A 21,481-nucleotide genomic window follows, 5' to 3' on the forward strand; every position below is an offset into this window, starting at 1 on the left:
GACGCGATGATCTCCTTCGACGACAAGCTGCAGCCGTTGCTCGGCAAGAAGACCGCCGACGCACTGGAGACCGGCCTCGGCCTCACGACGGTCGGTGACCTGCTGCGCCACTACCCGCGCCGCTACGACGAGCGCGGGAAGCTGACGGACATCCGCTCGCTGGAGATCGACGAGCACGTGACGGTGCAGGCCGAGGTGCGCAAGTGCCAGAAGCGCCAGATGAAGGCGCGCCGCGGCCAGATGACCGAGGCCGTGATCACCGACGGCACCTCCGAGCTGCACCTGGTGTTCTTCGGCAAGCCGGCGTTCGTGGCCGAGCAGCAGCTGCTGCCGGGCACGCGCGCGCTGTTCGCGGGCAAGGTGGGCCGCTACCGCCAGAACCTGCAGCTCGTGCACCCGGCGTTCGAGGTCCTCACCGCGGAGCAGGACGGGTCGTCGTTCCTGCAGGCGTTCCTGCCGGTCTACCCGGCGTCGCAGCACATCAACACGTGGAACATCGCGAACTGCGTCAAGCAGCTGCTGGAGATCTGGGACGGACCGGGCGAGGACCCGCTGCCCGCCGACTTCCGCTCCGAGCACGGCCTGATCGGCCTGGAGGACGCGCTGCGGGCGATCCACCGCCCCGACAGCTGGGCGCAGATCGCCGTGGCGCAGCAACGCCTGAAGTGGGACGAGGCGCTGGCCGTGCAGCTGGCCCTGGCCCAGCGCCGCAAGGCCTCCACCGCCCGCCCCGCCCCGTCGTGCGCGCGCCGGTCCGGCGGCATCCTGGACGCGTTCGACGCGCGGCTGCCGTTCACGCTCACGGCCGGCCAGGTGGAGGTGGGGGAGCAGATCTCCGCCGACCTCGAGTCCGTGGTGCCGATGAACCGCCTGCTGCAGGGCGAGGTGGGTTCGGGCAAGGCACAACCGCTCGACTCGCTGGTGCTGACGCCGACCGGCTTCAAGCGGATGGGGGACGTTCGGGTCGGCGACGAGGTGATCGCGCCGACCGGCGAGGTCACCGTGGTGACAGGGGTCTTTCCCCAAGGGGAACGGGATGTCTACCGGGTCGTGCTGTCCGACGGGCGCAGCGTGGAGTCCGATCTGGAGCACTTGTGGGCGGTGAACACGACCGTGCGCAGGGATCGGGGAAACCCCCTGGAGGTGCTGTCGTTGCGGGAGATCCGCGACGACCTCGTGACCGCGAACGGCTCGTCCAAGTGGTACCTGCCCGTGGTGGAGGCACCTGAGCTGGAGTGCCTGGAGGAGCGTCCGCTGGATCCGTACCTGCTGGGGTTGCTGGTCGGAGGCGGCTCTCGGCTGAACGGCCGGGTGATGTTCACCAGCGCGGACCCGGAACTGCTCGTGGAGTTGACGGCGGCTCTCCCGCGCGGGGCTCACCTCGCCAAGACGCCGTCGGCGAACAAGGACGACTGGTTCGTGCTGGGGTGCCGCAGAGGTACGAACCCCGTGCTCCAGGCCCTTCGCGACCTGGGCCTCCACGGACGTCGTGCCCACGAGAAGTTCCTCCCGGAGCGCTATCTGGTCGCTCCGGTCAAAGTTCGTCACGCGCTCCTGCAGGGTCTCCTCGACACCGACGGCACCATCGACGGGAAGCGCGGATCCGACGTCACGTTCCTGTCCGCTTCTCCGCGGCTCGCCGACCAGGTCGCCTGGCTGGCCGAATCTCTCGGCGGTACCGGCCGAGTGCGGCCGGTCGAGAAGGAGGGCAAGACCTGCCACCTGGTCAGCCTCCGGCTGCCGAAAGAGTTCCCACCGTTCCGCCTCGGCAGGAAGGCGGAACTCGTGAAGGAGCGCACGAAGTACGCGAAGCCCGTACGAGCGATTCGAGCTGTCGAGCTCGTCGGGCGCAAGCCGGTGCAGTGCATCTCCGTGGCGCATCCGGACCAGCTCTACGTCACCGATCACTTCGTGGTCACCCACAACACGATGGTCGCGTTGCGGGCGATGTTGCAGGCCGTCGACGCGGGCCGTCAGGCGGCGATGCTCGCGCCCACGGAAGTCCTCGCGGCACAACACGCCCGCTCGTTGTCGGAGATGCTCGGCGACCTGGCCCAGGCCGGTCAGCTCGGCGGCGCGGAGGACGCGACCCGCGTGACGCTGCTGACGGGCTCGATGAACACGGCCCAGCGGCGCCAGGCGTTGCTCGACATCGTGACCGGCGAGGCCGGCATCGTCGTCGGCACGCACGCGATCATCCAGGAGAAGGTGGAGTTCCACTCCCTGGGTCTGGTCGTCGTCGACGAACAGCACCGCTTCGGCGTGGAGCAGCGGGCGGCCCTCTCGGCACGCGGCGAGCGGGAGAACCCGCACGTGCTCGTGATGACGGCGACACCGATCCCGCGCACGGTGGCCATGACCGTCTACGGCGACCTCGAGGTCTCCGCCCTGCGCGAGCTGCCCGGCGGCCGCTCGCCGATCAAGACCTCGGTGGTGCCGGTCCGCGAGAAGCCCGCGTGGCTCGACCGGGCCTTCGCCCGCGTGCGCGAGGAGGTGGCGGCGGGCCACCAGGCGTACTTCGTGTGCCCGCGCATCGGCGACGAGGAGCCGGCGAAGTCCGAAGACGAGGACAAGCGCCCGGCCCTGTCCGTGATCGACGTGGCGACGATGCTCGCCCAGGGCCCGTTGCGCGGCCTGCGCATCGAGATCCTGCACGGCCGCATGCCACCGGACGAGAAGGACGCCGTGATGCGCGCCTTCGCGGCCAACGAGGTGCACGTGCTCGTGGCCACCACCGTCATCGAGGTGGGCGTGAACGTCCCGAACGCCACCGTCATGGCCATCATGGACGCCGACCGCTTCGGCGTCTCGCAGCTCCACCAGCTCCGCGGCCGCGTGGGCCGCGGCAGCGCGCCGGGCCTCTGCCTCCTGGTGACGGAGATGCCCGAGATGACGGCCACCATGGAACGCCTGCGCGCCGTCGAGTCCACCCTGGACGGCTTCGAACTGGCTCAGCTGGACCTGGAGCTGCGCCGGGAGGGCGACATCCTCGGCGCAGCCCAGTCGGGACGCCGCTCGGGCCTGAAGATGCTGTCGCTGCTGCGCGACGAGGACCTCATCGCCGACGCCCGCACGGCGGCCCAGCAGGTCGTGGACGCCGATCCGGACCTGGAGAAGCACCCCGGGCTGGCGGGCATGGTGGCGACGCTGCTGACGGAGGAGAGCGCGGGCTTCCTGGAGAAGGCCTAGCCGCCGGGGGAGCGGCCGCGTCGAGGCCGCGCTGGTCGCGCCGGTCGCGGGAGCGCTGGTGCCCAGGCGGTGCGCCGCCGCGACCTGGACCGCGCTCGGTCCCCGTCCGCCTCGACCTGTGCCACCACTTCGGCCGTTCCGTCCCCGCCGGCGGCTGACCACGCGAAGAACGGCGGCCGCTGTGATCAGCGTGCCGCCGTTCCCGGGTCGGTCGTCAGTCCTTGCGGTCAGTCCTTGCGGCGCGGCTTCGGCAGCTGCTCGGTCTTCTGCTCGCTCGCGTCCACGGCCTTGCCCGGCCTCGCCGACGCACCCGGAGCCCCGGTCTTGCCCGAGTCCGCGGTCTTGCCCGAGTCCCCGGTCTTGCCCGAGTCTCCGGTCTTGCCCGTGCCCACGGCCCTGCCCGAGGCCGGAGCGGACTCCGCCTCGTCGGCGTCGGCCGAACCGTCCTCCAGAGGCTTGAGCACCGACATCGCCGCCTCCACCGCGGCCTGCGCGGCGTGGAACTGCGTGGCGAGGTTGTCGTGCGCCGCCCTCAGCGACGACTCCTTCTCGGCGGCGGCAGCGGCGCGCTGGTCCGCCTCGGCGACGGCAGCGGCGGACCGCTCCTCGGCGTCGCGCACGAGAGCGGACGTCTTGGCCTCGGCGTCGCGGACGAGCGCGGCGGCCTTCTCGTCGGCCTCGCGGACCGTGGTCTCGGCCTTGCGCGTGGCCTCCTCGACGGTGGCCGTGGCCTTGTCCTCCGCCTCGCGCAGGGTCGTCGCCGCCTTCTCCTCGGCCGCGGTGACCAGGGCGGTCGCCTGCGCGGTGGCGTCGGCGGTGGTCTTCTCGGCACGGGCGAGCGACTCGGACTCGAGCTCGGACAGGGCCTTCTCGGCCTCCGCCCGCTTGGCCGCGAGCTCGTCGGCGAGCGCCTGCAGCGTCCCGGTCCGCTCGGCCTCGGCCTCGGCGGTGATCCGCTCGGCCTCGGCGCGCGCGTCGGCCAGCACCTTCTGGTGCTCGGCGGTCAGCTTCGCCTTGAGGCCGTCGTACTCCTTGTCCAGCTCGTCGTGGTACGCCTTGTACTTGGCGTCCAGCTCGACGCGGTGGGCGTCCAGGTCGGCCGACTTCTGCTCGAACTCGGCGGCGACGCGCTCGCCGTTCGCGCGCACCTCGGAGACCAGGGTCTCGTGCTCGGTGGCGAGCTTCGCGCGCATCGCCTCGAACTCGGCCTCCAGCTCGGAGCGGCGGCCGGCGACCTGCTGGTCGAGCTCGGCGTGGCGCTGCTGGTAGCTGACCTCGAGCTGCTTGCGGCGCGCCTCGGTCTCGGCGAGCAGGCGCTGGTGGGCCTCTCGCTGCTCCGCCGCCCACTTCTCGGCCTCGCCGCGCGTCGCGGCGGCCTTGTCGAGGGCGTCCTGGCGGATGTCCGCGATCTCTTCCTCGGCCAGGCTCATCATCACGCGGACGCGCTCGGTGACGTTCGACGCGCTGACGGGGCTGTTGGCGAGGTTCTGGAGCTGGATCTTGGTCTTGTCCAGGTCCGCGCGCATCGAGTTCAGGAGTTTGGTGAGTTCCGCCACCTGCGCTGCGGCAGCGTCTCGGGAGCGGTTCGAGTTCTTGAGGTCGAACTCCAAGCGGGTGACCCGTTCGTTCACCTGTCGCTGGTTGTAACCACGAAGGACAACGTCGAAATGCGGTGTGCGGGCAGTAGGCTGCCCGGCTCCATCAGCCCCGGCCATATGGCTCACCCTACCGAGATGCTTCCCAAGATCGTCACTCGATCTGGTTAATCCCACTACCGGGTGGAGTCTGACCGGGTGGCGGGTGTCCACATCGCTCTCACCACGCGAGAATCCACGGGAGCAAGACCGATCAGGATGACACCCATCACGTGGGACAGTCCTCCCAACAGGCAAGAGTCGCACGGTAACGTGCCTCGACTGATGACCGCCGAGCAACACCGGGAGGGCACGGATGTTCCGCAAGGTTCTTGTCGCCAACCGCGGCGAGATCGCGATTCGCGCGTTCCGAGCCGCCTACGAACTGGGCGCGGGAACGGTTGCCGTCTTCCCCCACGAAGACCGCAACTCGCTGCACCGGTTGAAGGCGGACGAGTCCTACGAGATCGGTGAGCCGGGGCATCCCGTCCGCGCCTACCTGTCCGTGGAAGAGATCATCAAGGCCGCCCGCAAGGCCGGCGCCGACGCGATCTACCCGGGCTACGGCTTCCTGTCGGAGAACCCCGAGCTCGCGATGGCGTGCCGTGAGGCAGGTCTCACCTTCATCGGCCCCGTGGCCGAGGTGCTGGAGCTGACGGGCAACAAGGCGCGCGCCATCGCCGCCGCCCGCGAGGCCGGGCTGCCGGTGCTGGAGTCGAGCGCGCCGTCGTCGGACATCGACGAGCTGCTCGCGGCGTCGGAGTCCATGCGCTTCCCGGTCTTCGTGAAGGCCGTCGCCGGTGGCGGTGGCCGCGGCATGCGCAAGGTCGACGACCCGGCCGCGCTGCGCGAGGCGCTGGAGGCGGCGTCGCGCGAGGCCGAGTCGGCGTTCGGCGACCCGACGGTGTTCCTCGAGCAGGCCGTGGTCGAGCCGCGCCACATCGAGGTGCAGATCCTCGCCGACGGCCAGGGCAACGTGATCCACCTCTTCGAGCGCGACTGCTCCGTGCAGCGGCGCCACCAGAAGGTCATCGAGATCGCGCCCGCGCCGAACCTCGCCCCCGAGCTGCGCGACCGCATCTGCAACGACGCCGTGAAGTTCGCGAGGCACATCGGCTACCGCAACGCGGGCACCGTGGAGTTCCTGCTCGACCCCGACGGCAACTACGTCTTCATCGAGATGAACCCGCGCATCCAGGTCGAGCACACGGTCACGGAAGAGGTGACCGACGTCGACCTGGTGCAGTCGCAGATGCGCATCGCGTCCGGCGAGACGCTGGAGGACCTGGGCCTGTCCCAGGACACCGTCCAGCTGCGCGGCGCGGCGCTGCAGTGCCGCATCACCACCGAGGACCCGGCCAACGGCTTCCGCCCGGACACCGGCACGATCAGCGCCTACCGCTCGCCCGGTGGCTCCGGCATCCGCCTCGACGGCGGCACGGCGGGCGCCGGCATGGCCATCAGCCCGCACTTCGACTCGATGCTCGTGAAGCTCACGTGCCGCGGCCGCAACTTCGGTCTCGCCGTCGCCCGTGCGCGCCGTGCGATCGCGGAGTTCCGCATCCGCGGTGTGTCCACGAACATCCCGTTCATCCAGGCCGTGCTGGACGAGCCCGACTTCTACGAGGGCCGCGTCACCACGTCGTTCATCGAGAAGCGCCCGCACCTGCTGACGGCGCGCCACTCGGCCGACCGCGGCACGCGCCTGCTGACCTACCTCGCGGACGTCACGGTCAACCACCCGAACGGCACCCGCCCGACGGCGGTCGACCCCCGCGAGAAGCTGCCGGTCGCCGACCTCGGCGCCGAACCGCCGGCGGGCTCCAAGCAGAAGCTCGTGGAGCTCGGCCCCGAGGGCTTCGCGCGGTGGCTGCGGGAGAGCAAGGCCGTCGGCGTCACCGACACGACGTTCCGCGACGCCCACCAGTCGCTGCTCGCGACCCGCGTGCGCACCAAGGACCTGCTCGCCGTCGCGCCGCACGTGTCGCGCATGACGCCCGAGCTGCTGTCGCTGGAGTGCTGGGGCGGCGCGACCTACGACGTGGCGCTGCGGTTCCTCGCGGAGGACCCGTGGGAGCGGCTCGCGGCGCTGCGCGAGGCCGTGCCGAACATCAACCTGCAGATGCTGCTGCGCGGCCGCAACACGGTCGGCTACACGCCGTACCCGGAGGCCGTGACGAAGGCGTTCGTGCAGGAGGCGACGAACACCGGCATCGACATCTTCCGGATCTTCGACGCCCTGAACGACGTCGAGCAGATGCGTCCGGCGATCGAGGCCGTGCGCGAGACCGGGACGGCCGTCGCCGAGGTCGCGCTCTGCTACACGAGCGACCTGTCCGACCCGGACGAGCGTCTGTACACACTGGACTACTACCTCAAGCTGGCCGAGCAGATCGTCGGCGCCGGCGCGCACGTGCTGTGCGTCAAGGACATGGCGGGCCTGCTGCGGGCACCGGCCGCGTCGCGCCTGATCACCGCGCTGCGCAAGGAGTTCGACCTCCCGGTCCACCTCCACACGCACGACACGGCGGGCGGCCAGCTCGCGACGTACCTCGCGGCGATCCAGGCGGGCGTGGACGCGATCGACGGCGCCACCGCGTCGATGGCGGGCACGACGTCGCAGCCGCCGCTGTCGTCGATCGTGGCGCTGACCGACCACACCGACCGCTCGACGGGCCTGAACCTCCAGAACGTCTGCGACCTGGAGCCCTACTGGGAGGCCGTGCGCAAGATCTACGCGCCGTTCGAGTCCGGCATCCCCGGCCCGACCGGCCGCGTCTACCACCACGAGATCCCCGGTGGTCAGCTCTCGAACCTGCGCACCCAGGCCGTCGCGCTCGGCCTCGGCGAGAAGTTCGAGGAGATCGAGTCGATGTACGCGGCCGCCGACCGCATGCTCGGCCACCTCGTGAAGGTGACGCCGTCGTCGAAGGTCGTCGGCGACCTCGCGCTGCACCTCGTCGGTGCCGGCGTCGAGCCGAAGGAGTTCGAGGAGAACCCCGGCAGGTTCGACATCCCGGCGTCGGTGATCGGCTTCCTGCACGGCGAGCTGGGCGACCCGCCCGGCGGCTGGCCGGAGCCGTTCCGCAGCAAGGCGCTCGAGGGCCGTCCCGCCCCGAAGCCGGTCGAGGAGCTCTCGCCCGAGGACGAGGCGGGCCTGGCCGACGACCGCAGGGCGACCCTGAACAGGCTGCTGTTCCCGGCGCCGACCAGGGAGTTCACCGCGCACCGCGAGGCCTACGGCGACACGTCGGTGCTGCGCTCGAAGGACTTCTTCTACGGCCTGCGCCCCGGCGAGGAGTACTCCGTCGACCTGGAGCCGGGCGTCCGGCTGCTGATCGGCCTGGAGGCGATCTCCGAGGCGGACGCGCGGGGCATCCGCACGGTCATGGCGACCCTGAACGGCCAGCTGCGCCCGATCCAGGTCCGCGACCGCTCCGTGGCGGCGGACATCCCGGCCGCCGAGAAGGCCGACCGCGGCAACCCGAACCACGTCGCGGCCCCGTTCGCCGGCGTGGTGACGGCGGCCGTGGCCGAGGGCGACTGCGTGGACGCCGGTCAGACCGTCGCGACGATCGAGGCCATGAAGATGGAGGCGGCGATCACCGCCCCGAAGGCGGGTGTCGTGCAGCGCCTGGCGTTGCGCGGAGCCCAGCAGGTCGAGGGCGGCGACCTCCTGATCATCTTGGAGTGAACCCTGCTCGTCGAAGGGCCCGGTCTCTGCCCGAGACCGGGCCCTTCGTGCTGCGGGAGGCCTGGAACTCCACGACGATGCCGTGCGTTGCACCGAGCACGGGGTCAGGGAGAGGGAATCGCATCATGAAGAAGGCGTTGGCCGGCCTGCTCGGCCTGGCAGGGGTGGCGTACGCGCTGAAGGACGTGCCGCGGCAGCTCGGCGGCAAGCCGGACCCGGTCCACATGTCGCGCTCACCGCGCTACCGCGACGGCAAGTTCCACAACGACGAGAAGGTCAGCTCGGTCCCGGACCGCGACGCCTTCTCGTTGCGCGACTTCATCTTCGGCGGCGCGGACCGCAAGCCGTCCGTCGCCGTGCCACTGGTCGGACCCGCCGCGCCGGTGACCGACGGCCTGCACATCACCTGGTACGGCCACGCTTCCGCGCTGATCGAGATCGACGGCGCCGCGGTGCTGGTCGATCCCGTGTGGAGCGACCGGGTGTCGCCCTCCGCTCACGTCGGGCCTCGCCGGTTGCACCCCGTTCCGCACCAGTTGTCGGACTTGCCCGCCATCAGCGCGGTCGTCGTTTCGCACGACCACTACGACCACCTCGACATGGACACGGTGCAGAAGCTCACGTCGACCACGTCCGCGGTGTTCGTGGTGCCGCTGGGGCTGGGGGCGCACCTCGCCCGGTGGGACGTGCCGGCCTCCCGCGTGGTCGAGCTGGACTGGGACGAGTCGCACTCCGTGGACGGGTTCACGCTCACCTGCACTGCGGCACAACACTTCTCGGGCCGTTCGGTGCAGCGCGACGTGACGCTGTGGGCCTCGTGGGTGATCCGGCGCGGGGAACGGTCCGTGTTCTACAGCGGGGACACCGGGTACTTCGCCGGGTACAAGACGATCGGGGCGGCACACGGGCCGTTCGACGCCGTGCTGATGCAGGTCGGGGCTTACGGGGACGCTTGGCCCGACATCCACATGACGCCTGAGGACGGCGTCCGGGCGTTCGACGACCTGGGCGGTGGCTTGCTGATCCCCGTGCACTGGGCGACGTTCAACCTGGCGCTGCACCCCTGGGGAGAGCCGATCGACCGGGTGTGGCGGGAGGTCAAGGCCCGGGGGATGAAGCTGGCGGTGCCCCGGCCCGGGGAGCGGGTCGACGTCGACTCTCCCGGGGAGGTCGACGGGTGGTGGCAGTCGCTCGCCTGATCTTGTGGGCCTCGACCGCCTGATCTTGTCGGGGGTGCTGGGTAGGTTGTGGTGCGAGGGGTCCTGAGGGTGGGGGGACGCCTGCGTCAGCGTGGGTTGGCGGCTTCTGCGGGTGGTCGCTTTGCGGGCGGCCTGTTGCTGTTTGGCGGTTCCCTGGGGGCTCTGCCCCCAGACCCCCGGCAAACTGATCAGGGGCCCGCGCCGTTGGCGGGTTGATGGCACGCCTGTTGTGCTGGGCGGCTGCCGGTTGCGTTGGCGGTGGGGTCTGCTCAGGACGGCTCGCCGTGGTGGGCGTGGGTGTGTGGCCGCCGCCTGGGACGATGTACCCGTGACACGCATCGTTGCCGGGACCGCGGGAGGCCGCAGGCTCAAGGTCCCGCCCAAGGGCACGCGCCCCACCTCCGAGCGGGTTCGGGAGGCGCTGTTCAGCTCCCTGGAGTCGTTGATGGACCTCGACGGCGCCCGCGTGCTGGACCTCTACGCCGGCTCGGGTGCGCTGGGGTTCGAGGCGTTGAGCAGGGGAGCGGGGCACGCGACGTTCGTCGAGTCGGACAAGCGGGCCGCTGACGTGCTCAAGGGCAACGCCAAGGAGCTCGGGTTCGCGAACGTCGTGATCGCCAACCGGACGGCTGAGGCGTACGTGGTGACCGAAGGGGAGGAGTTCGACGTCGTTTTCGCCGACCCGCCCTACGCGGTGGGGGACGACGAGCTCGCCGCAGTGCTGAAGGGGATCGTGCCGAGGCTCACGGCCGATGCCGTCTTGATCGTGGAACGTGCTTCGCGAAGCGGCGAACCTGCGTGGCCTGAAGAGGTGGAATCCTTGCGCGCCAAGCGTTATGGGGACACTGCCGTGTACTGGGGGCAGGTGCGTGCCGATGGGTGACGAGAACCACGGACACGCCTGGAGGCGTCCGATCGGGTGCTAACGTCCGCTCCATGACACGTGCCGTGTACCCCGGCTCCTACGACCCGGTAACCAACGGTCACCTGGACATCATCGGGAGAGCCGCGCACCTGTTCGACGAGGTCGTCGTCGCTGTGCTGATCAACAAGAACAAGCGCACCTTGTTCTCCGTTGAGGAGCGTCAGGAGATGCTGCGCGAGGTCACGGCCCAGTGGGACAACGTGCGCGTGGACTCGTGGCACGGGCTGTTGGTCGACTACTGCCGTGAGAACAACATCAAGGCCATCGTGAAGGGCCTGCGCGCGGTCAGCGACTACGACTACGAGCTGCAGATGGCGCAGATGAACCACCAGCTCACCGGGGTCGACACGCTGTTCATGCAGGCCAGCCCGCAGTACTCCTACCTGGCGTCGTCGCTGGTCAAGGAGGTTGCGACCTACGGTGGCGACGTGTCGACGCTGCTCCCGGCGTCCATCGAGCAGCGGCTCAAGCTGCGCCTCGAGGAGAACCGCTAGAGGGTCAGCTTCATCCCCACGTGCGACGCGGTGAACCCGAGCCGCTCGTAGAAGCGGTGCGCGTCCACGCGTGACGCGTCCGTCGTCAGCTGCACGAGGCCGCAGCCGCGTGCGCGGGCCTCGTCGACGGCCCACTTCACCAGCTGTTCTCCCAGGCCGTGGCCGCGCTGGTCGGAGCGCACCCGCACGGCCTCGACGGTCGCGCGGGTCATGCCCAGGCGCGAGAGGCCGGACGTGAACGTGAGCTGCAGCGTGCCCACGACCTCGCCGGACTCGTCGACCGCGACGGCCAGGTACTGGTGCGGGTCGGCGTCGATGACCTCGAACGCCGCCAGGTAGGCCGGGTCGCCCGGCTTCTCGCGCCGTGCGCCCAGCGGGTCGTCCGCCAGCATCGCCACGATCGGGTGGACGTCAGCGGCGGTGGCCCGCCTGATTGTGATCTTCACGGTTCCCCCAGGTGGATGTGGGGGAAATCCTGACACGCCCTGCCGATCTCCCGGAGCGCGGGAGATCGGCAGGGCACACTTGTGGGTGGGAGTCACAGGGGTTAGGGAGTGAGACGTGTACCGGGTGTTCGAGGCTCTCGACGAGCTCGTCACGATCGTCGAGGAAGCGCGCGGAGTTCCGATGACCTCGGGCTGCGTCGTGCCGCGCGGCGACGTGCTCGAACTTCTCGACGACGTGCGCGACGCGATCCCAGCCGAGCTCGACGACGCGCAGGACGTGCTGGACCACCGCGACGAGGTCGTCGGCAAGGCCAAGCACGAGGCCGAGACCGGCGTGTCCAAGGCCCGCGCGGACGCGGACCGCATGCTCGCCGAGGCCCAGGCCGAGGCGGAGGCGATGCTGTCCGACGCGCGCGCCCGTGCCGAGCGGATGATCGCCGAGGCCGAGGACCAGGCGGAGCGGACCGTCGCCGCGGGCCGGCAGGAGTACGACGACCTGGTGGGCCGGTCGCACGCCGAGGCCGAGCGGATGATCCAGGCGGGTCGCGCGAACTACGAGCGCGCCACCGAGGACGGCCGCGCCGAGCAGGCGAGGCTCGTCAACGAGCAGGAGGTCGTCCGGGCCGCGCACGCCGAGGCGGCGCGCATCCTCGACGCCGCGCAGAACGAGTCCATCCGGCTGCGGTCGGAGTGCGACGCGTACGTCGACGGCAAGCTCGCGGACTTCGAGGACCTCCTCGCGCACACCCTCAGGTCGGTCGGCAAGGGTCGTTCGCACCTGCGCGGACCGGCCGTCGCGGGTGCCGCGGCGCCGTTCGACTACGGCTCCTGACGAACCAGCCCGGTTCTCCGGCGCCTGAACGTGTGATTCGCGCTACGTCGGACAGGTGCGATCACCTGGCGATTTCACGCGCGGGGCCGTCGTCCCGTACCCTGGACCGGCTGGACGTGGTAGGTCCCCGCCGGCAACCAATCTGATCATGACTGAGCATCGTCACGCGTCCACGCGTCCCACAGCATCCGGTCCCTGGGTCTTCGACACCAGGGATCTCGGCCGTCGCGCCGGGTCCAGCCGACCCTTCGTCCGGTCGGTTCCCGCGGCAGGCATGGGGCTCCTCGGCGTGATCGCGGTGCCAGAAGGCGGAGAGGTGGAGCTCGACCTCCTGACCGAGTCGGTCGTGGAGGGCGTGCTCGTGTCGGGGACGGCGTTCGCCAAGGTCGAAGGTGAGTGCTCGAGGTGCCTCGAGCCCATCACCGATGAGGTTGAAGTCCGGATCACGGAGCTCTACGCGTATCCGGACAGCACCACGGACGAGACCACTGAGGAAGACGAGGTCAGCCGGATCGAGAACGATCTGATCGACCTCGAGCCTGTGGTGCGGGACGCCATCGTCCTCGCGTTGCCGCAGGCGCCGCTCTGCGAGCCGGACTGCAAGGGGCTTTGCTCCGAGTGTGGTGGCAGGTGGGCGGAGCTCGGGCCCGACCACGGGCATGAGACGATTGACCCTCGTTGGGCCGCGTTGCAAGAGCGGTTCAGCGATGACAACTCGGAGGAGAAGTAGTCGTGGCCGTCCCGAAGCGGAAGATGTCGCGTTCGAACACCCGTGCGCGCCGTTCCCAGTGGAAGACGTCTGCTGTGCACCTGGTGGCGTGCCAGAACAAGGCTTGCCGTCAGCCGAAGCCGCAGCACGTCGCCTGCCCGGCCTGTGGTCAGTACGCTGGCCGCCAGGTCGCTCAGCCGGCCTGATCTCCTCGCCGTCGTAGTGGGGGAAAGCCGCCGCGCGCACCGCAAGCGGACCGCGCGGACCTGCTCGAAGCGCTCGGCGTCCAGTTGGACGCCGAGCTGCTCGTGCTCGCACTCACCCACCGGTCGTACGCGTACGAGAACGGCGGGCTTCCGCCGAACGAGCGTCTCGAGTTCCTGGGAGACGCGGTTCTGGGGCTGGTCGTCACCGACCACCTCTACCGCACCCATCCTGATCTTCCCGAGGGTCAACTCGCGAAGCTCCGTGCCAGCGTGGTGAACATGCACGCACTGGCGGGCGTAGCGCGTGACCTGGGCAAGGGCGGGCTCGGTGCACACCTGCTGCTCGGTCGTGGCGAAGAGCTGACCGGCGGCAGGGACAAGGCGAGCATTCTCGCCGACGGCCTCGAGGCCGTCATCGGTGCGGTGTACCTGCAGTTCGGTATCGATACCGCACGAACGTTCGTTCACCGGCTGTTCGATCCGCTCTTGGCCAAAGCTCCGCTTTTGGGTGCTGGACTGGACTGGAAGACAAGCCTGCAGGAGCTCACCGCTCAAGCCAGCCTCGGCGTCCCGGAGTACCGCGTGGACGACCAGGGGCCGGACCACCGCAAGGAGTTCACCGCCACGGTGCTCGTCGGTGGCCAGCCTTACGGCAAGGGTGATGGGCGCACCAAGAAGGAAGCCGAGCAGAAAGCCGCTGAAGCGGCTTATCATGTTCTGCACGAGCGGGTCAAGGCCGAGCAGGATTCGGTCAAGGCCACGAACGGGCAGAACGGCGCCTCGGTGACGCCAGGGACCCTCCCATCCGAGGAAGACTGAGACACGCGATGTATGCGACCAGGAACCGCGCCAACCGCCGCACCCGCACCGTCCGCGGGCCGGTGAACACCTCCCGCAGCGGAGGCATCCAGGGACTTGTGCTGGTCAGGGACACGAGCCGCGCGGGCGTGTGGGTGCTCAAGCCCACCAAGCCGCAGGCCGCCGTGATCGAGGCACAGCCCGTCGACGAGGGCAAGTCCGAAGCCTGACGTGCCCGAACTCCCAGAGGTCGAGGTAGTACGCCTCGGCCTCGAAGCCCACGTCGCCGGCCGGGTCATCTCCTCGGTAGAGGTGTTGCACCCGCGCGCCATCCGCCGGCACGACCTGGGCTCCGCGGACTTCTGCGCGCGCTTGGCCTCGCAACCGATGGTGGCAGCCAAGCGCCGCGGCAAGTACCTCTGGGTGGAACTGGCCGACAAAGCCGCCCTGCTCGCACACCTGGGCATGAGCGGCCAAATGCTCGTCCAACCCTCGTCGGCCCACGACGAGAAGCACCTGCGCGTCCGCTTCACGTTCGAAGACGGCGGGCCCGAACTCCGTTTCGTGGACCAGCGCACCTTCGGTGGCTTGGCCCTGGCGGAGCTGGTCGAGGTGGACGGGACTCTCGTGCCCGACTCGGTCGCGCACATCGCCCGCGACCCGATGGATCCTCTCTTCTCCCGTGATGCTGCCGTGCGCGCGTTGCGCCTGCGTCACACGGAGATCAAGCGCGCCTTGCTGGACCAGACCCTCGTGTCCGGGATCGGCAACATCTACGCCGACGAGGCTCTCTGGCGTGCCCGTCTGCACGGCACCCGGATGACGGACAAGCTGAGCCGTGCCAAGGCCGCCGAGGTGCTGGACCACGCTTCGGACGTGATGCGTGAGGCGCTCGGGCAGGGCGGGACCTCGTTCGACGCTTTGTACGTCAACATCAACGGGCAGTCCGGGTACTTCGACCGGTCCTTGAACGCTTACGGGCAGGAGAACCGGCCCTGCAAGCGGTGCGGGGCGATGATGATCCGGGAGCCGTTCATGAACCGGTCCTCGTTCTCCTGCCCTCGTTGTCAGCCTCGCCCCCGGGCTTGAGGATCTTCGTCAGCTCTGTGCGGGTTTTGAGGTAGCCGGCGCCCTCCGGTTCGCCTTTCGCAAGCGTGCGGCAACGGCTCGCGCCCGTTGAAATCGATCTTCCCAAGCGCATCCAACGTATCCGGGAGCCCCAGGGATCTTCCGGAGGGAACAACGGGTTAGACAGTACTGTGCGATGCGTAGTAGTGTTCACGGCGCAACAGTGCCTGACCCCTGGAAGAGGGGGTCCGGCCTGGGTCGGAGGGGCCATGGACACCAGTCAGCTGCTCAAAGGGGTGCTGGACCTGGCCGTCCTTGCGGTACTGCGCAAGGACGACGGGTACGGGTACGACGTGGTGCGCAGACTGCGCGCCGGGGGATTGGACGAAGTGGGCGACGCGTCGGTGTACGGGACGCTGAGGCGGCTCTACAACGCCGGGATGCTGACCTCGTACGTGGTGCCCAGTGAAGAGGGGCCGCACCGCAAGTACTACAGCATCAACGAGACCGGGCGGGCGCGCCTGGCTGAGTCGAGGGAGACGTGGAGGTCGTTCGCCAGCACGTTGGACGGCCTGCTCGAGGAGGTCGCAGCATGAACACGCAAGCGCTCGGTGTCGAGCACTACCTGGCCGGGATGCGTGCCGCCCTCGACGACCTGCCGGCCAACGAGGTCGCCGAGATCCTGGAGGACGTCGAGGCGCACGTCGCCGAGCTGTCCACGGAACTCCGGGAGGACGAGACGCTCGAGCAGCGGCTCGGGTCGCCGGAGCAGTACGCGCAGGAGCTGCGGCAGGCCGCCGGCTATCCGCCGAGGACCGAGCGGTTGCCGGTGACGACCAAGCAGTCGTGGCTGTCGCGTCCGAGGGCTGCCGCGTGGGGGCTCGTCGTGGCCACCGGTGTGACGTTGCTGGCCGGGGCGGCGGCGTTGCGGGAGCCGGCGGTGTTGTTGCTGCCGGGGGTGATCCTCGTGTTGAGCCTGGCGCTCGTGCACGACCGCGGTCCGGTGCAGCAGGAGATCATGAACCTGCCGGAGACGCACCGGCTCAAGAAGTGGCTCACGCCTGAGGAGGGCACGCCGGCGGAGCGTGCCATCACGTACCTGAAGTCGTTGCAGCCGGCGTGGTGGTTGGTGCGGGCCGGTCTGCTCGGTCTCGGGGCCGTGTTGCTCGCGGGGCGCGACATCCTCGGGTTCCTGGCGATCGCCGCCATCGCCGTGGTGTCGGTGTTCGCCGGGCCGCGGGCCAAGGTCGACCGGCGCTGGCTGTGGTTCAGCCTGCCCGCTTCGGCGTTGGCGGTCGGGTTGTTGTTCCAGGTCATCGACGTGACCGCGGGGCAGCTCGGGTACAACGCCTCGCGCTCGTCGTACCAGCCGCCCATCGTCGAGTCGTACGAGAACATCTACGCGTACGACGAGAACGGCAAGTTGCTCACGAACGTCTTGCTGTACGACCAGGACGGCAGCCCCATCAACGCGCCGCGGAGCTACAACGGCTGCAACATGCCCGGCAACGGGCCCGAGCCGGTCATTCCCGCCAACCGCTATCCGCGGCCTCAGATCGACTACGAAAACGGTGTTTGTTACACAGTGACACCGTCCGTGACCGCTCCGTCATCGACGTCGTCAACGCCGAGTTCGGTACCGGAGAGTTCTGGAAGTGCGACTTCGAGCTCGGTACCACCTACTTCTGTGTCACCGAGCAAGTAAAGCCGGGAGCGGGACCTGTCGGGGGGTCCCGCTCCTACTTGTTCTCCTGCGGGTCCGCCAGGTGGCGCAATACCGGCATGGCCGAGCGCAGGTGTTCTCTGTCTTCCGGGGAAAGCTCGGACATTCTTTCACTCAATAGTTCGGCTTCGCCGTGAGCGAGCGACAGGATCGTCTCGCGGCCGACTTCGGTGAGCACGACTATCGTCGCTCGTCCGTCGGCGGCGTCGGGCTCGCGGCGCACGAGGCCGGTGGACTCGAGGCTGGTCACGACGGTTGTCGCGGTCGGCTGCGAACACAGCGCGCGCACCGCGATCTCGCCGATCCGCATCGGGCCGTGGGCGCTCAGTTCTGACAGCACCAATAACTGGGTGGGTTGCAAACGACGGGCCGGAGCGGCCTGTCGAAGACTTCGCACCAGCCGGTGCACGGCCACCACGAGTTGAAGTGCCTCGTGGTTGGTGACGGTGGTGGGCATCGTTTCTCCGCGCGCATGTGATTGTCCGAATTCGGACACGAACCCTGGCACTTTCCCTCATTCACGCTCTGCGCGCTATCCGCCAACTGCCGATAACCCATTCGGCCGTTGTGGTGACGCGGGGTGTCACCGCGTGCGTCCGACGCACTTGAATGTGCTGGTAAACGGCGTAAAAAGCGCAACCCGGCTCACTCGAACGGTCGCCGGGTTGAAGCGGGATTCAACGAGACAGATCCGCTGTCAGAACTGTGGGAAGGCGCACTGGTTTCGCCGTGTGGCGCAGCGCATACACCCGAACGGTCCACGGGTGATCAGGGGCAGACTGGGCTGGTGAGTGCGAAAACCCGTCGCGGCGAACTCCGCATCTACCTCGGCGCCGCTCCCGGTGTGGGGAAAACGTTCGCCATGCTCAGCGAAGCGCACCGCCGACGGGAACGCGGCACCGACGTGGTCATCGGATTTGTGGAGACCCACGGCCGGACGAGGACGGCCGAACTGGTCGAAGGCCTGGAAATCGTCTCGCGCAGGTCTTCGGTGCACCGCGGCGTCGAACTCACCGAGATGGACGTCGACGCCGTGCTGGCCCGTGCGCCGCAGGTCGCCGTCGTCGACGAACTCGCGCACACGAACGTCCCCGGCTCCCGCAACGCGAAGCGGTGGCAGGACGTCGAGGAGCTCCTCGGAGCGGGCATCGATGTGCTCTCCACGGTCAACGTGCAGCACCTGGAATCGCTCAACGACGTCGTGCAGCGCATAACGGGCGTTCCGCAGCGGGAAACCGTGCCCGACGAGGTAGTGCGGAATGCGAATCAGATCCAGCTCGTCGACCTGACGCCGGAAGCGCTGCGCCGCCGGCTCGCCCACGGCGACGTCTACGCGGCGAACAAGATCGACGCGGCGCTCGGCAACTACTTCCGCGTCGGAAACCTGACCGCGCTGCGCGAACTGGCGCTGTTGTGGGTTGCTGACCAGGTCGATGTCGCGTTGCTGCGCTATCGGGCGGAGCAGCAGATCACGGACACGTGGGAGACGCGCGAACGAGTCGTCGTCGCCATCACCGGTGGTACGGAAAGCGAGACGTTGATCCGTCGCGCTCGTCGCATCGCCACGCGCGCGGGTGGTGACCTTCTCGTCGTGCACGTGCTCAGAGGTGATGGGCTCGCAGGGGCGGATCCGCACTCACTGCAGAAGTACCGCAAGCTCGCCGACGACGTCGGTGCGACCTTCCACACCGTTGTCGGTGATGACGTCCCCACGGCTCTGCTTGAGTTCTCGCGCGGCGTCAACGCCACTCAGCTCGTGGTCGGCACCTCGCGCCGCTCACGGTTCGCGCGCGTGTTCTCGGCAGGGATCGGCTCCACGGTCGTGCAGGAGTCCGGGGCGATCGACGTCCACATGGTCACCCACCCCGCGACGGCCAGCGGCTGGCGGGCGCGGTTCGCGGGCAGTCCGCTGAAGCCGAGCCGGCTCGCCTGGGGCTGGTTCCTGGCCGTTGCCGGGCCCGCGCTGGTCACGGCTGCGGGAGCGTCGCTGCGGAGCGGCTTGAACTTCTCCACCAACGTCATCGGCTACCTGCTGGTCACGCTGGTCGTCGCGATCGTCGGCGGCCTGGGGCCCGCGATCGCGGCCGCGCTGGTCAACGCGCTGCTGCTGAACTTCTTCTTCACCGAACCCCTCTACACGTTCACCATCGACGCCCAGCAGAACGTGCTCACCTTCTTCGCGATGATCATCATCGGCGTCTCCACGGCGTTGGTCGTGGACTATGCCGCCAGACGCGCCACACAGGCAGCGCGCGCACGCACCGAGGCCACGCTTCTCGCCTCGTACGCGCGCACTGTTCTGACGCACCCGTATCCGCTCGCACGGCTGTTGGAGAAGGTGAAGGAGAACTTCGGCCTGGCGTCCGTCGCCCTGCTGGAACGCGCGGACGGCGCCTGGGACCGGGTCGCGTGCGTCGGCGCGGGCCCGTGCGACGAACCCGACGAGGCGGACGTCGACATCGCCGTGACGCCGGACGTGCACCTGGCGTTGCGCGGACGCTCGCTGCCCGCGTCGGACCGCCGCGTGCTGGAGGCCGCCGCCGGTCAGGCGTTGCTCGCGCTGAGGCAGCAGCGCATGGCCGAGCAAACCCTCGAAGCGCAGCGGCAGGCCTCGCGCACCGAGCTGCGCACCGCGCTGCTCTCGGCCGTCGGCCACGACCTCCGCACGCCGCTGACCTCGATCAAGGCATCCGTCGGCTCGTTGCGCGACCCCGAGCTCACCCTGTCGGCGGAGGACACCGCCGAGCTGCTGGAGGCGGTCGAGGAGTCGGCGGACCGCCTCACCGCGCTCGTCGACAACCTGCTCGACTCGTCCCGCCTCGCCACGGGAGCCGTGTCGCCGCAGTTCCGCGCGGTCGGCTACTACGAGGCCGTCGCACGGGCGCTGAGCGGCCTCGGCGGCGACGTCGAGGTCGACGTCCCGGAGTCGCTCCCACCCGTGCGCGCCGACGTCGGACTCCTCGAACGAGTGATCGCCAACGTCGTGGGCAACGCGCTGCGCTACGCCGGAGCCGTCGCCATCAGGGCGTCCGCGCACGGCTCGGAGGTGGAGCTGCGCGTCGTCGACCACGGTCGCGGTCTGCCCGCCGGTGCCGCGGAGCAGGTGTTCGCGCCGTTCCAGCGCCTCGGCGACCGCACGCCGGGTGGCGTTGGTCTCGGTCTGAGCGTGGCGAAGGGCTTCACCGAGGCCATGGGAGGCACGATCACCATGGAGGACACACCCGGTGGCGGCCTCACCGTGGTGATCTCGCTTCCCGCCGAGGAGAGGAACGCGTGACGAAGGTACTGGTGGTCGACGACGAGCCGCAGATCGTGCGCGCGCTGCGGATCAACCTCTCGGCGCGCGGCTACGAGGTGCTCACGGCCCCCGACGGCGCCACGGCGCTGAGGCTCGCCGCCGACGGCAAACCGGACGTCGTCGTCCTCGACCTCGGCCTGCCCGACATGGACGGCACCGACGTCATCGCGGGCCTGCGCGGCTGGACGACCCTGCCGATCATCGTGCTGTCCGCCCGCACCGACTCGACCGACAAGGTCGACGCCCTGGACGCCGGCGCCGACGACTACGTGACGAAACCGTTCGGCATGGACGAGCTCCTCGCCCGCCTGCGCGCCGCCGTCCGCCGCTCGGCCGTGGCGGGCCCCGAGGACGAGCCGGTCGTGAAGACCGCGTCGTTCACCGTCGACCTGGCGGCCAAGCGCGTGCTCAGGGACGGCGCCGAGGTGCACCTCACGCCCACCGAGTGGGGGCTGCTGGAGGTCCTCGCCCGCAACGCGGGCAAGCTCGTCGCGCAGAAGCAGCTGCTCAGGGACGTCTGGGGGCCCGCCTACGAGAAGGAGACGCACTACCTGCGCGTGTACCTCGCCCAGCTGCGGCGCAAGCTGGAGCCGGAGCCCGCACGGCCGCGGCACCTGCTGACCGAGGCCGGCATGGGGTACCGGTTCGAGCTCTGAGCCGTCAGGACTGCGGGTCCGGCGCGGCCGAGCTGGAGGAGCCCGACGACGGCGGCGCGGTGGTCTCCGACGCCGAGGAACTGGACGTCGTCGGTGCCGGTTCCTCGATCGACGTGGGCGGGTTGCTCTGCGACCGCGTCGGCTCCGCCGGGTTCGTCGTCACCTGCGGCTGGTCGGGCGTCCCGGGCTTCGGCTGCTGCTCCTGCGGGCGTGCCGCCTGCCTGCGGTCCTGCTTCGCCTGCGACGACGGGGCGCCGGACGACACGGTGACCACGACGGTGCTCGTGCTGCCGTCGGGTGCGACACTGGTGATGGTCTGCACGACGTCGGCCGCCGTGCGTTCCGGGCTCGCCTCGCGGCCGGACGCGGCGAGCATGGACGCCACCGTGGCGAACAGCGTCGCGACGACCACGCCGCCCGCAGCGAGCATCACGGCCGTGCCCACGCGCTTCGCCGGAGCCTCTGCCGGTGACTGCGGATGATCTTCCTCGAACACACCCATCTCCTCGTGGGAAACCCGGTCGGATGGACTTGCGTTCGAGTTATCGGCGGAAACACACCAAGGCCTCAGCAGAGCCACACCTTCGTGTAGCTCTGCGTCACAGGGCGG

General features: G+C 69.6%; 18 protein-coding genes and 2 pseudogenes. 16 read left to right on the plus strand and 4 right to left on the minus strand.

All coding sequences use genetic code 11. The features are described 5' to 3' along the window. Positions 1–6: 6 nt before the first annotated feature. Together V1227_RS35120 and V1227_RS35125 are read left to right on the plus strand one after the other, a co-directional pair. Positions 7–504: pseudogene (locus V1227_RS35120) on the plus strand (OB-fold nucleic acid binding domain-containing protein); the annotation flags it as partial. 1,020 nt (positions 505–1,524) lie between these two features. Beyond that, a pseudogene (locus V1227_RS35125) lies at positions 1,525–3,189 on the plus strand (helicase-related protein); the annotation flags it as partial. Between the two features lie 227 nt (positions 3,190–3,416). On the opposite strand, the gene V1227_RS35130 reads toward V1227_RS35125, so the two are convergent. Then, positions 3,417–4,820 (minus strand): hypothetical protein, encoded by a 1,404-nt coding sequence (locus tag V1227_RS35130; protein ID WP_329789490.1) that lies wholly within the window; start codon positions 4,818–4,820, stop codon positions 3,417–3,419. Positions 4,821–5,139: 319 nt separating this feature from the next. Between V1227_RS35130 and V1227_RS35135 the strand changes: the two genes are divergently transcribed. The 4 genes from V1227_RS35135 to coaD all read left to right on the plus strand — a co-directional run bounded on the left by V1227_RS35135 (position 5,140) and on the right by coaD (position 11,135). Further along, the gene (locus tag V1227_RS35135; protein WP_329789491.1) at positions 5,140–8,517 is read left to right on the plus strand and encodes a pyruvate carboxylase; all 3,378 of its coding nucleotides are present in this window, start codon (positions 5,140–5,142) and stop codon (positions 8,515–8,517) included. 125 nt (positions 8,518–8,642) lie between these two features. Next, complete coding sequence (locus V1227_RS35140) at positions 8,643–9,716, plus strand: MBL fold metallo-hydrolase (RefSeq protein WP_329789492.1); 1,074 nt, start codon at positions 8,643–8,645, stop codon at positions 9,714–9,716. A gap of 328 nt (positions 9,717–10,044) precedes the next feature. Continuing rightward, positions 10,045–10,599 carry a 16S rRNA (guanine(966)-N(2))-methyltransferase RsmD gene (rsmD, locus tag V1227_RS35145; RefSeq protein WP_329789493.1) on the plus strand — a complete coding sequence of 185 codons (555 nt, stop codon included), beginning with the start codon at positions 10,045–10,047 and terminating at the stop codon, positions 10,597–10,599. 53 nt (positions 10,600–10,652) lie between these two features. Continuing rightward, the gene (coaD, locus tag V1227_RS35150) at positions 10,653–11,135 is read left to right on the plus strand and encodes a pantetheine-phosphate adenylyltransferase (RefSeq protein WP_329789494.1); all 483 of its coding nucleotides are present in this window, start codon (positions 10,653–10,655) and stop codon (positions 11,133–11,135) included. On the opposite strand, the gene V1227_RS35155 is transcribed toward coaD, so the two are convergent. Continuing rightward, the gene (locus V1227_RS35155; RefSeq protein ID WP_236225303.1) at positions 11,132–11,527 is read right to left on the minus strand and encodes a GNAT family N-acetyltransferase; all 396 of its coding nucleotides are present in this window, start codon (positions 11,525–11,527) and stop codon (positions 11,132–11,134) included. The two genes, coaD and V1227_RS35155, sit on opposite strands and share 4 nt — an antisense overlap. 169 nt (positions 11,528–11,696) lie before the next feature. Here V1227_RS35155 and V1227_RS35160 point away from each other — a divergent pair, with 169 nt between their 5' ends. The 8 genes from V1227_RS35160 (at position 11,697) to V1227_RS35195 (ending at position 16,899) form a co-directional block, all read left to right on the plus strand. Beyond that, complete coding sequence (locus V1227_RS35160) at positions 11,697–12,413, plus strand: DivIVA domain-containing protein (protein WP_090095417.1); 717 nt, start codon at positions 11,697–11,699, stop codon at positions 12,411–12,413. Positions 12,414–12,561: 148 nt separating this feature from the next. Next, positions 12,562–13,143, plus strand: coding sequence for a YceD family protein (locus tag V1227_RS35165; protein WP_236225304.1), 582 nt, complete (start codon positions 12,562–12,564; stop codon positions 13,141–13,143). 2 nt (positions 13,144–13,145) lie between these two features. After that, positions 13,146–13,328 (plus strand): 50S ribosomal protein L32, encoded by a 183-nt coding sequence (gene rpmF, locus V1227_RS35170; protein ID WP_065916643.1) that lies wholly within the window; start codon positions 13,146–13,148, stop codon positions 13,326–13,328. Between the two features lie 60 nt (positions 13,329–13,388). Further along, positions 13,389–14,147 carry a ribonuclease III gene (gene rnc, locus V1227_RS35175; protein WP_329794185.1) on the plus strand — a complete coding sequence of 253 codons (759 nt, stop codon included), beginning with the start codon at positions 13,389–13,391 and terminating at the stop codon, positions 14,145–14,147. An 8-nt stretch (positions 14,148–14,155) separates the two neighbouring features. Next, the gene (locus V1227_RS35180) at positions 14,156–14,356 is read left to right on the plus strand and encodes a hypothetical protein (protein WP_236225162.1); all 201 of its coding nucleotides are present in this window, start codon (positions 14,156–14,158) and stop codon (positions 14,354–14,356) included. A 1-nt stretch (position 14,357) separates the two neighbouring features. After that, complete coding sequence (gene mutM, locus V1227_RS35185; protein WP_329789495.1) at positions 14,358–15,215, plus strand: bifunctional DNA-formamidopyrimidine glycosylase/DNA-(apurinic or apyrimidinic site) lyase; 858 nt, start codon at positions 14,358–14,360, stop codon at positions 15,213–15,215. Between the two features lie 248 nt (positions 15,216–15,463). Continuing rightward, positions 15,464–15,790 (plus strand): PadR family transcriptional regulator, encoded by a 327-nt coding sequence (locus tag V1227_RS35190; RefSeq protein WP_090066438.1) that lies wholly within the window; start codon positions 15,464–15,466, stop codon positions 15,788–15,790. Continuing rightward, entirely contained in the window at positions 15,787–16,899 is a 1,113-nt protein-coding gene (locus V1227_RS35195) for a DUF1700 domain-containing protein (protein WP_329789496.1), read from the plus strand. The genes V1227_RS35190 and V1227_RS35195 overlap by 4 nt, the downstream gene beginning before the upstream one ends. A gap of 34 nt (positions 16,900–16,933) precedes the next feature. On the opposite strand, the gene V1227_RS35200 is transcribed toward V1227_RS35195, so the two are convergent. Next, positions 16,934–17,374: a MarR family winged helix-turn-helix transcriptional regulator gene (locus tag V1227_RS35200; RefSeq protein WP_090095422.1), complete on the minus strand. Its 441-nt coding sequence runs from the start codon at positions 17,372–17,374 to the stop codon at positions 16,934–16,936. A gap of 330 nt (positions 17,375–17,704) precedes the next feature. On the opposite strand from V1227_RS35200, the gene V1227_RS35205 reads away from it, so the two are divergent. Next, positions 17,705–20,194, plus strand: coding sequence for a DUF4118 domain-containing protein (locus V1227_RS35205; RefSeq protein ID WP_442916402.1), 2,490 nt, complete (start codon positions 17,705–17,707; stop codon positions 20,192–20,194). Further along, positions 20,191–20,871 carry a response regulator gene (locus V1227_RS35210; protein WP_090095424.1) on the plus strand — a complete coding sequence of 227 codons (681 nt, stop codon included), beginning with the start codon at positions 20,191–20,193 and terminating at the stop codon, positions 20,869–20,871. The genes V1227_RS35205 and V1227_RS35210 overlap by 4 nt, the downstream gene beginning before the upstream one ends. A gap of 4 nt (positions 20,872–20,875) precedes the next feature. Here the strand turns inward: V1227_RS35210 and V1227_RS35215 are convergent, their stop codons facing one another. Beyond that, a complete protein-coding gene (locus V1227_RS35215; protein WP_329789497.1) occupies positions 20,876–21,367 on the minus strand; it encodes a hypothetical protein in 492 nt (163 codons plus the stop codon). Between the last annotated feature and the right edge of the window lie 114 nt (positions 21,368–21,481).

Source organism: Lentzea sp. DG1S-22 (assembly GCF_036321065.1).
GTDB lineage: Bacteria > Actinomycetota > Actinomycetes > Mycobacteriales > Pseudonocardiaceae > Lentzea > Lentzea jiangxiensis.

Bases quoted from the DNA above. Each gene is read 5' to 3' on its own strand.
- V1227_RS35135 (WP_329789491.1), top strand. From the start codon at position 5,140: ATGTTCCGCAAGGTTCTTGTCGCCAACCGCGGCGAGATCGCGATTCGC.
- V1227_RS35140 (WP_329789492.1), top strand. From the start codon at position 8,643: ATGAAGAAGGCGTTGGCCGGCCTGCTCGGCCTGGCAGGGGTGGCGTAC.
- coaD (WP_329789494.1), top strand. From the start codon at position 10,653: ATGACACGTGCCGTGTACCCCGGCTCCTACGACCCGGTAACCAACGGT.
- V1227_RS35155 (WP_236225303.1), bottom strand. From the start codon at position 11,527: ATGCTGGCGGACGACCCGCTGGGCGCACGGCGCGAGAAGCCGGGCGAC.
- V1227_RS35165 (WP_236225304.1), top strand. From the start codon at position 12,562: ATGACTGAGCATCGTCACGCGTCCACGCGTCCCACAGCATCCGGTCCC.
- V1227_RS35180 (WP_236225162.1), top strand. From the start codon at position 14,156: ATGTATGCGACCAGGAACCGCGCCAACCGCCGCACCCGCACCGTCCGC.
- V1227_RS35190 (WP_090066438.1), top strand. From the start codon at position 15,464: ATGGACACCAGTCAGCTGCTCAAAGGGGTGCTGGACCTGGCCGTCCTT.
- V1227_RS35195 (WP_329789496.1), top strand. From the start codon at position 15,787: ATGAACACGCAAGCGCTCGGTGTCGAGCACTACCTGGCCGGGATGCGT.
- V1227_RS35200 (WP_090095422.1), bottom strand. From the start codon at position 17,374: ATGCCCACCACCGTCACCAACCACGAGGCACTTCAACTCGTGGTGGCC.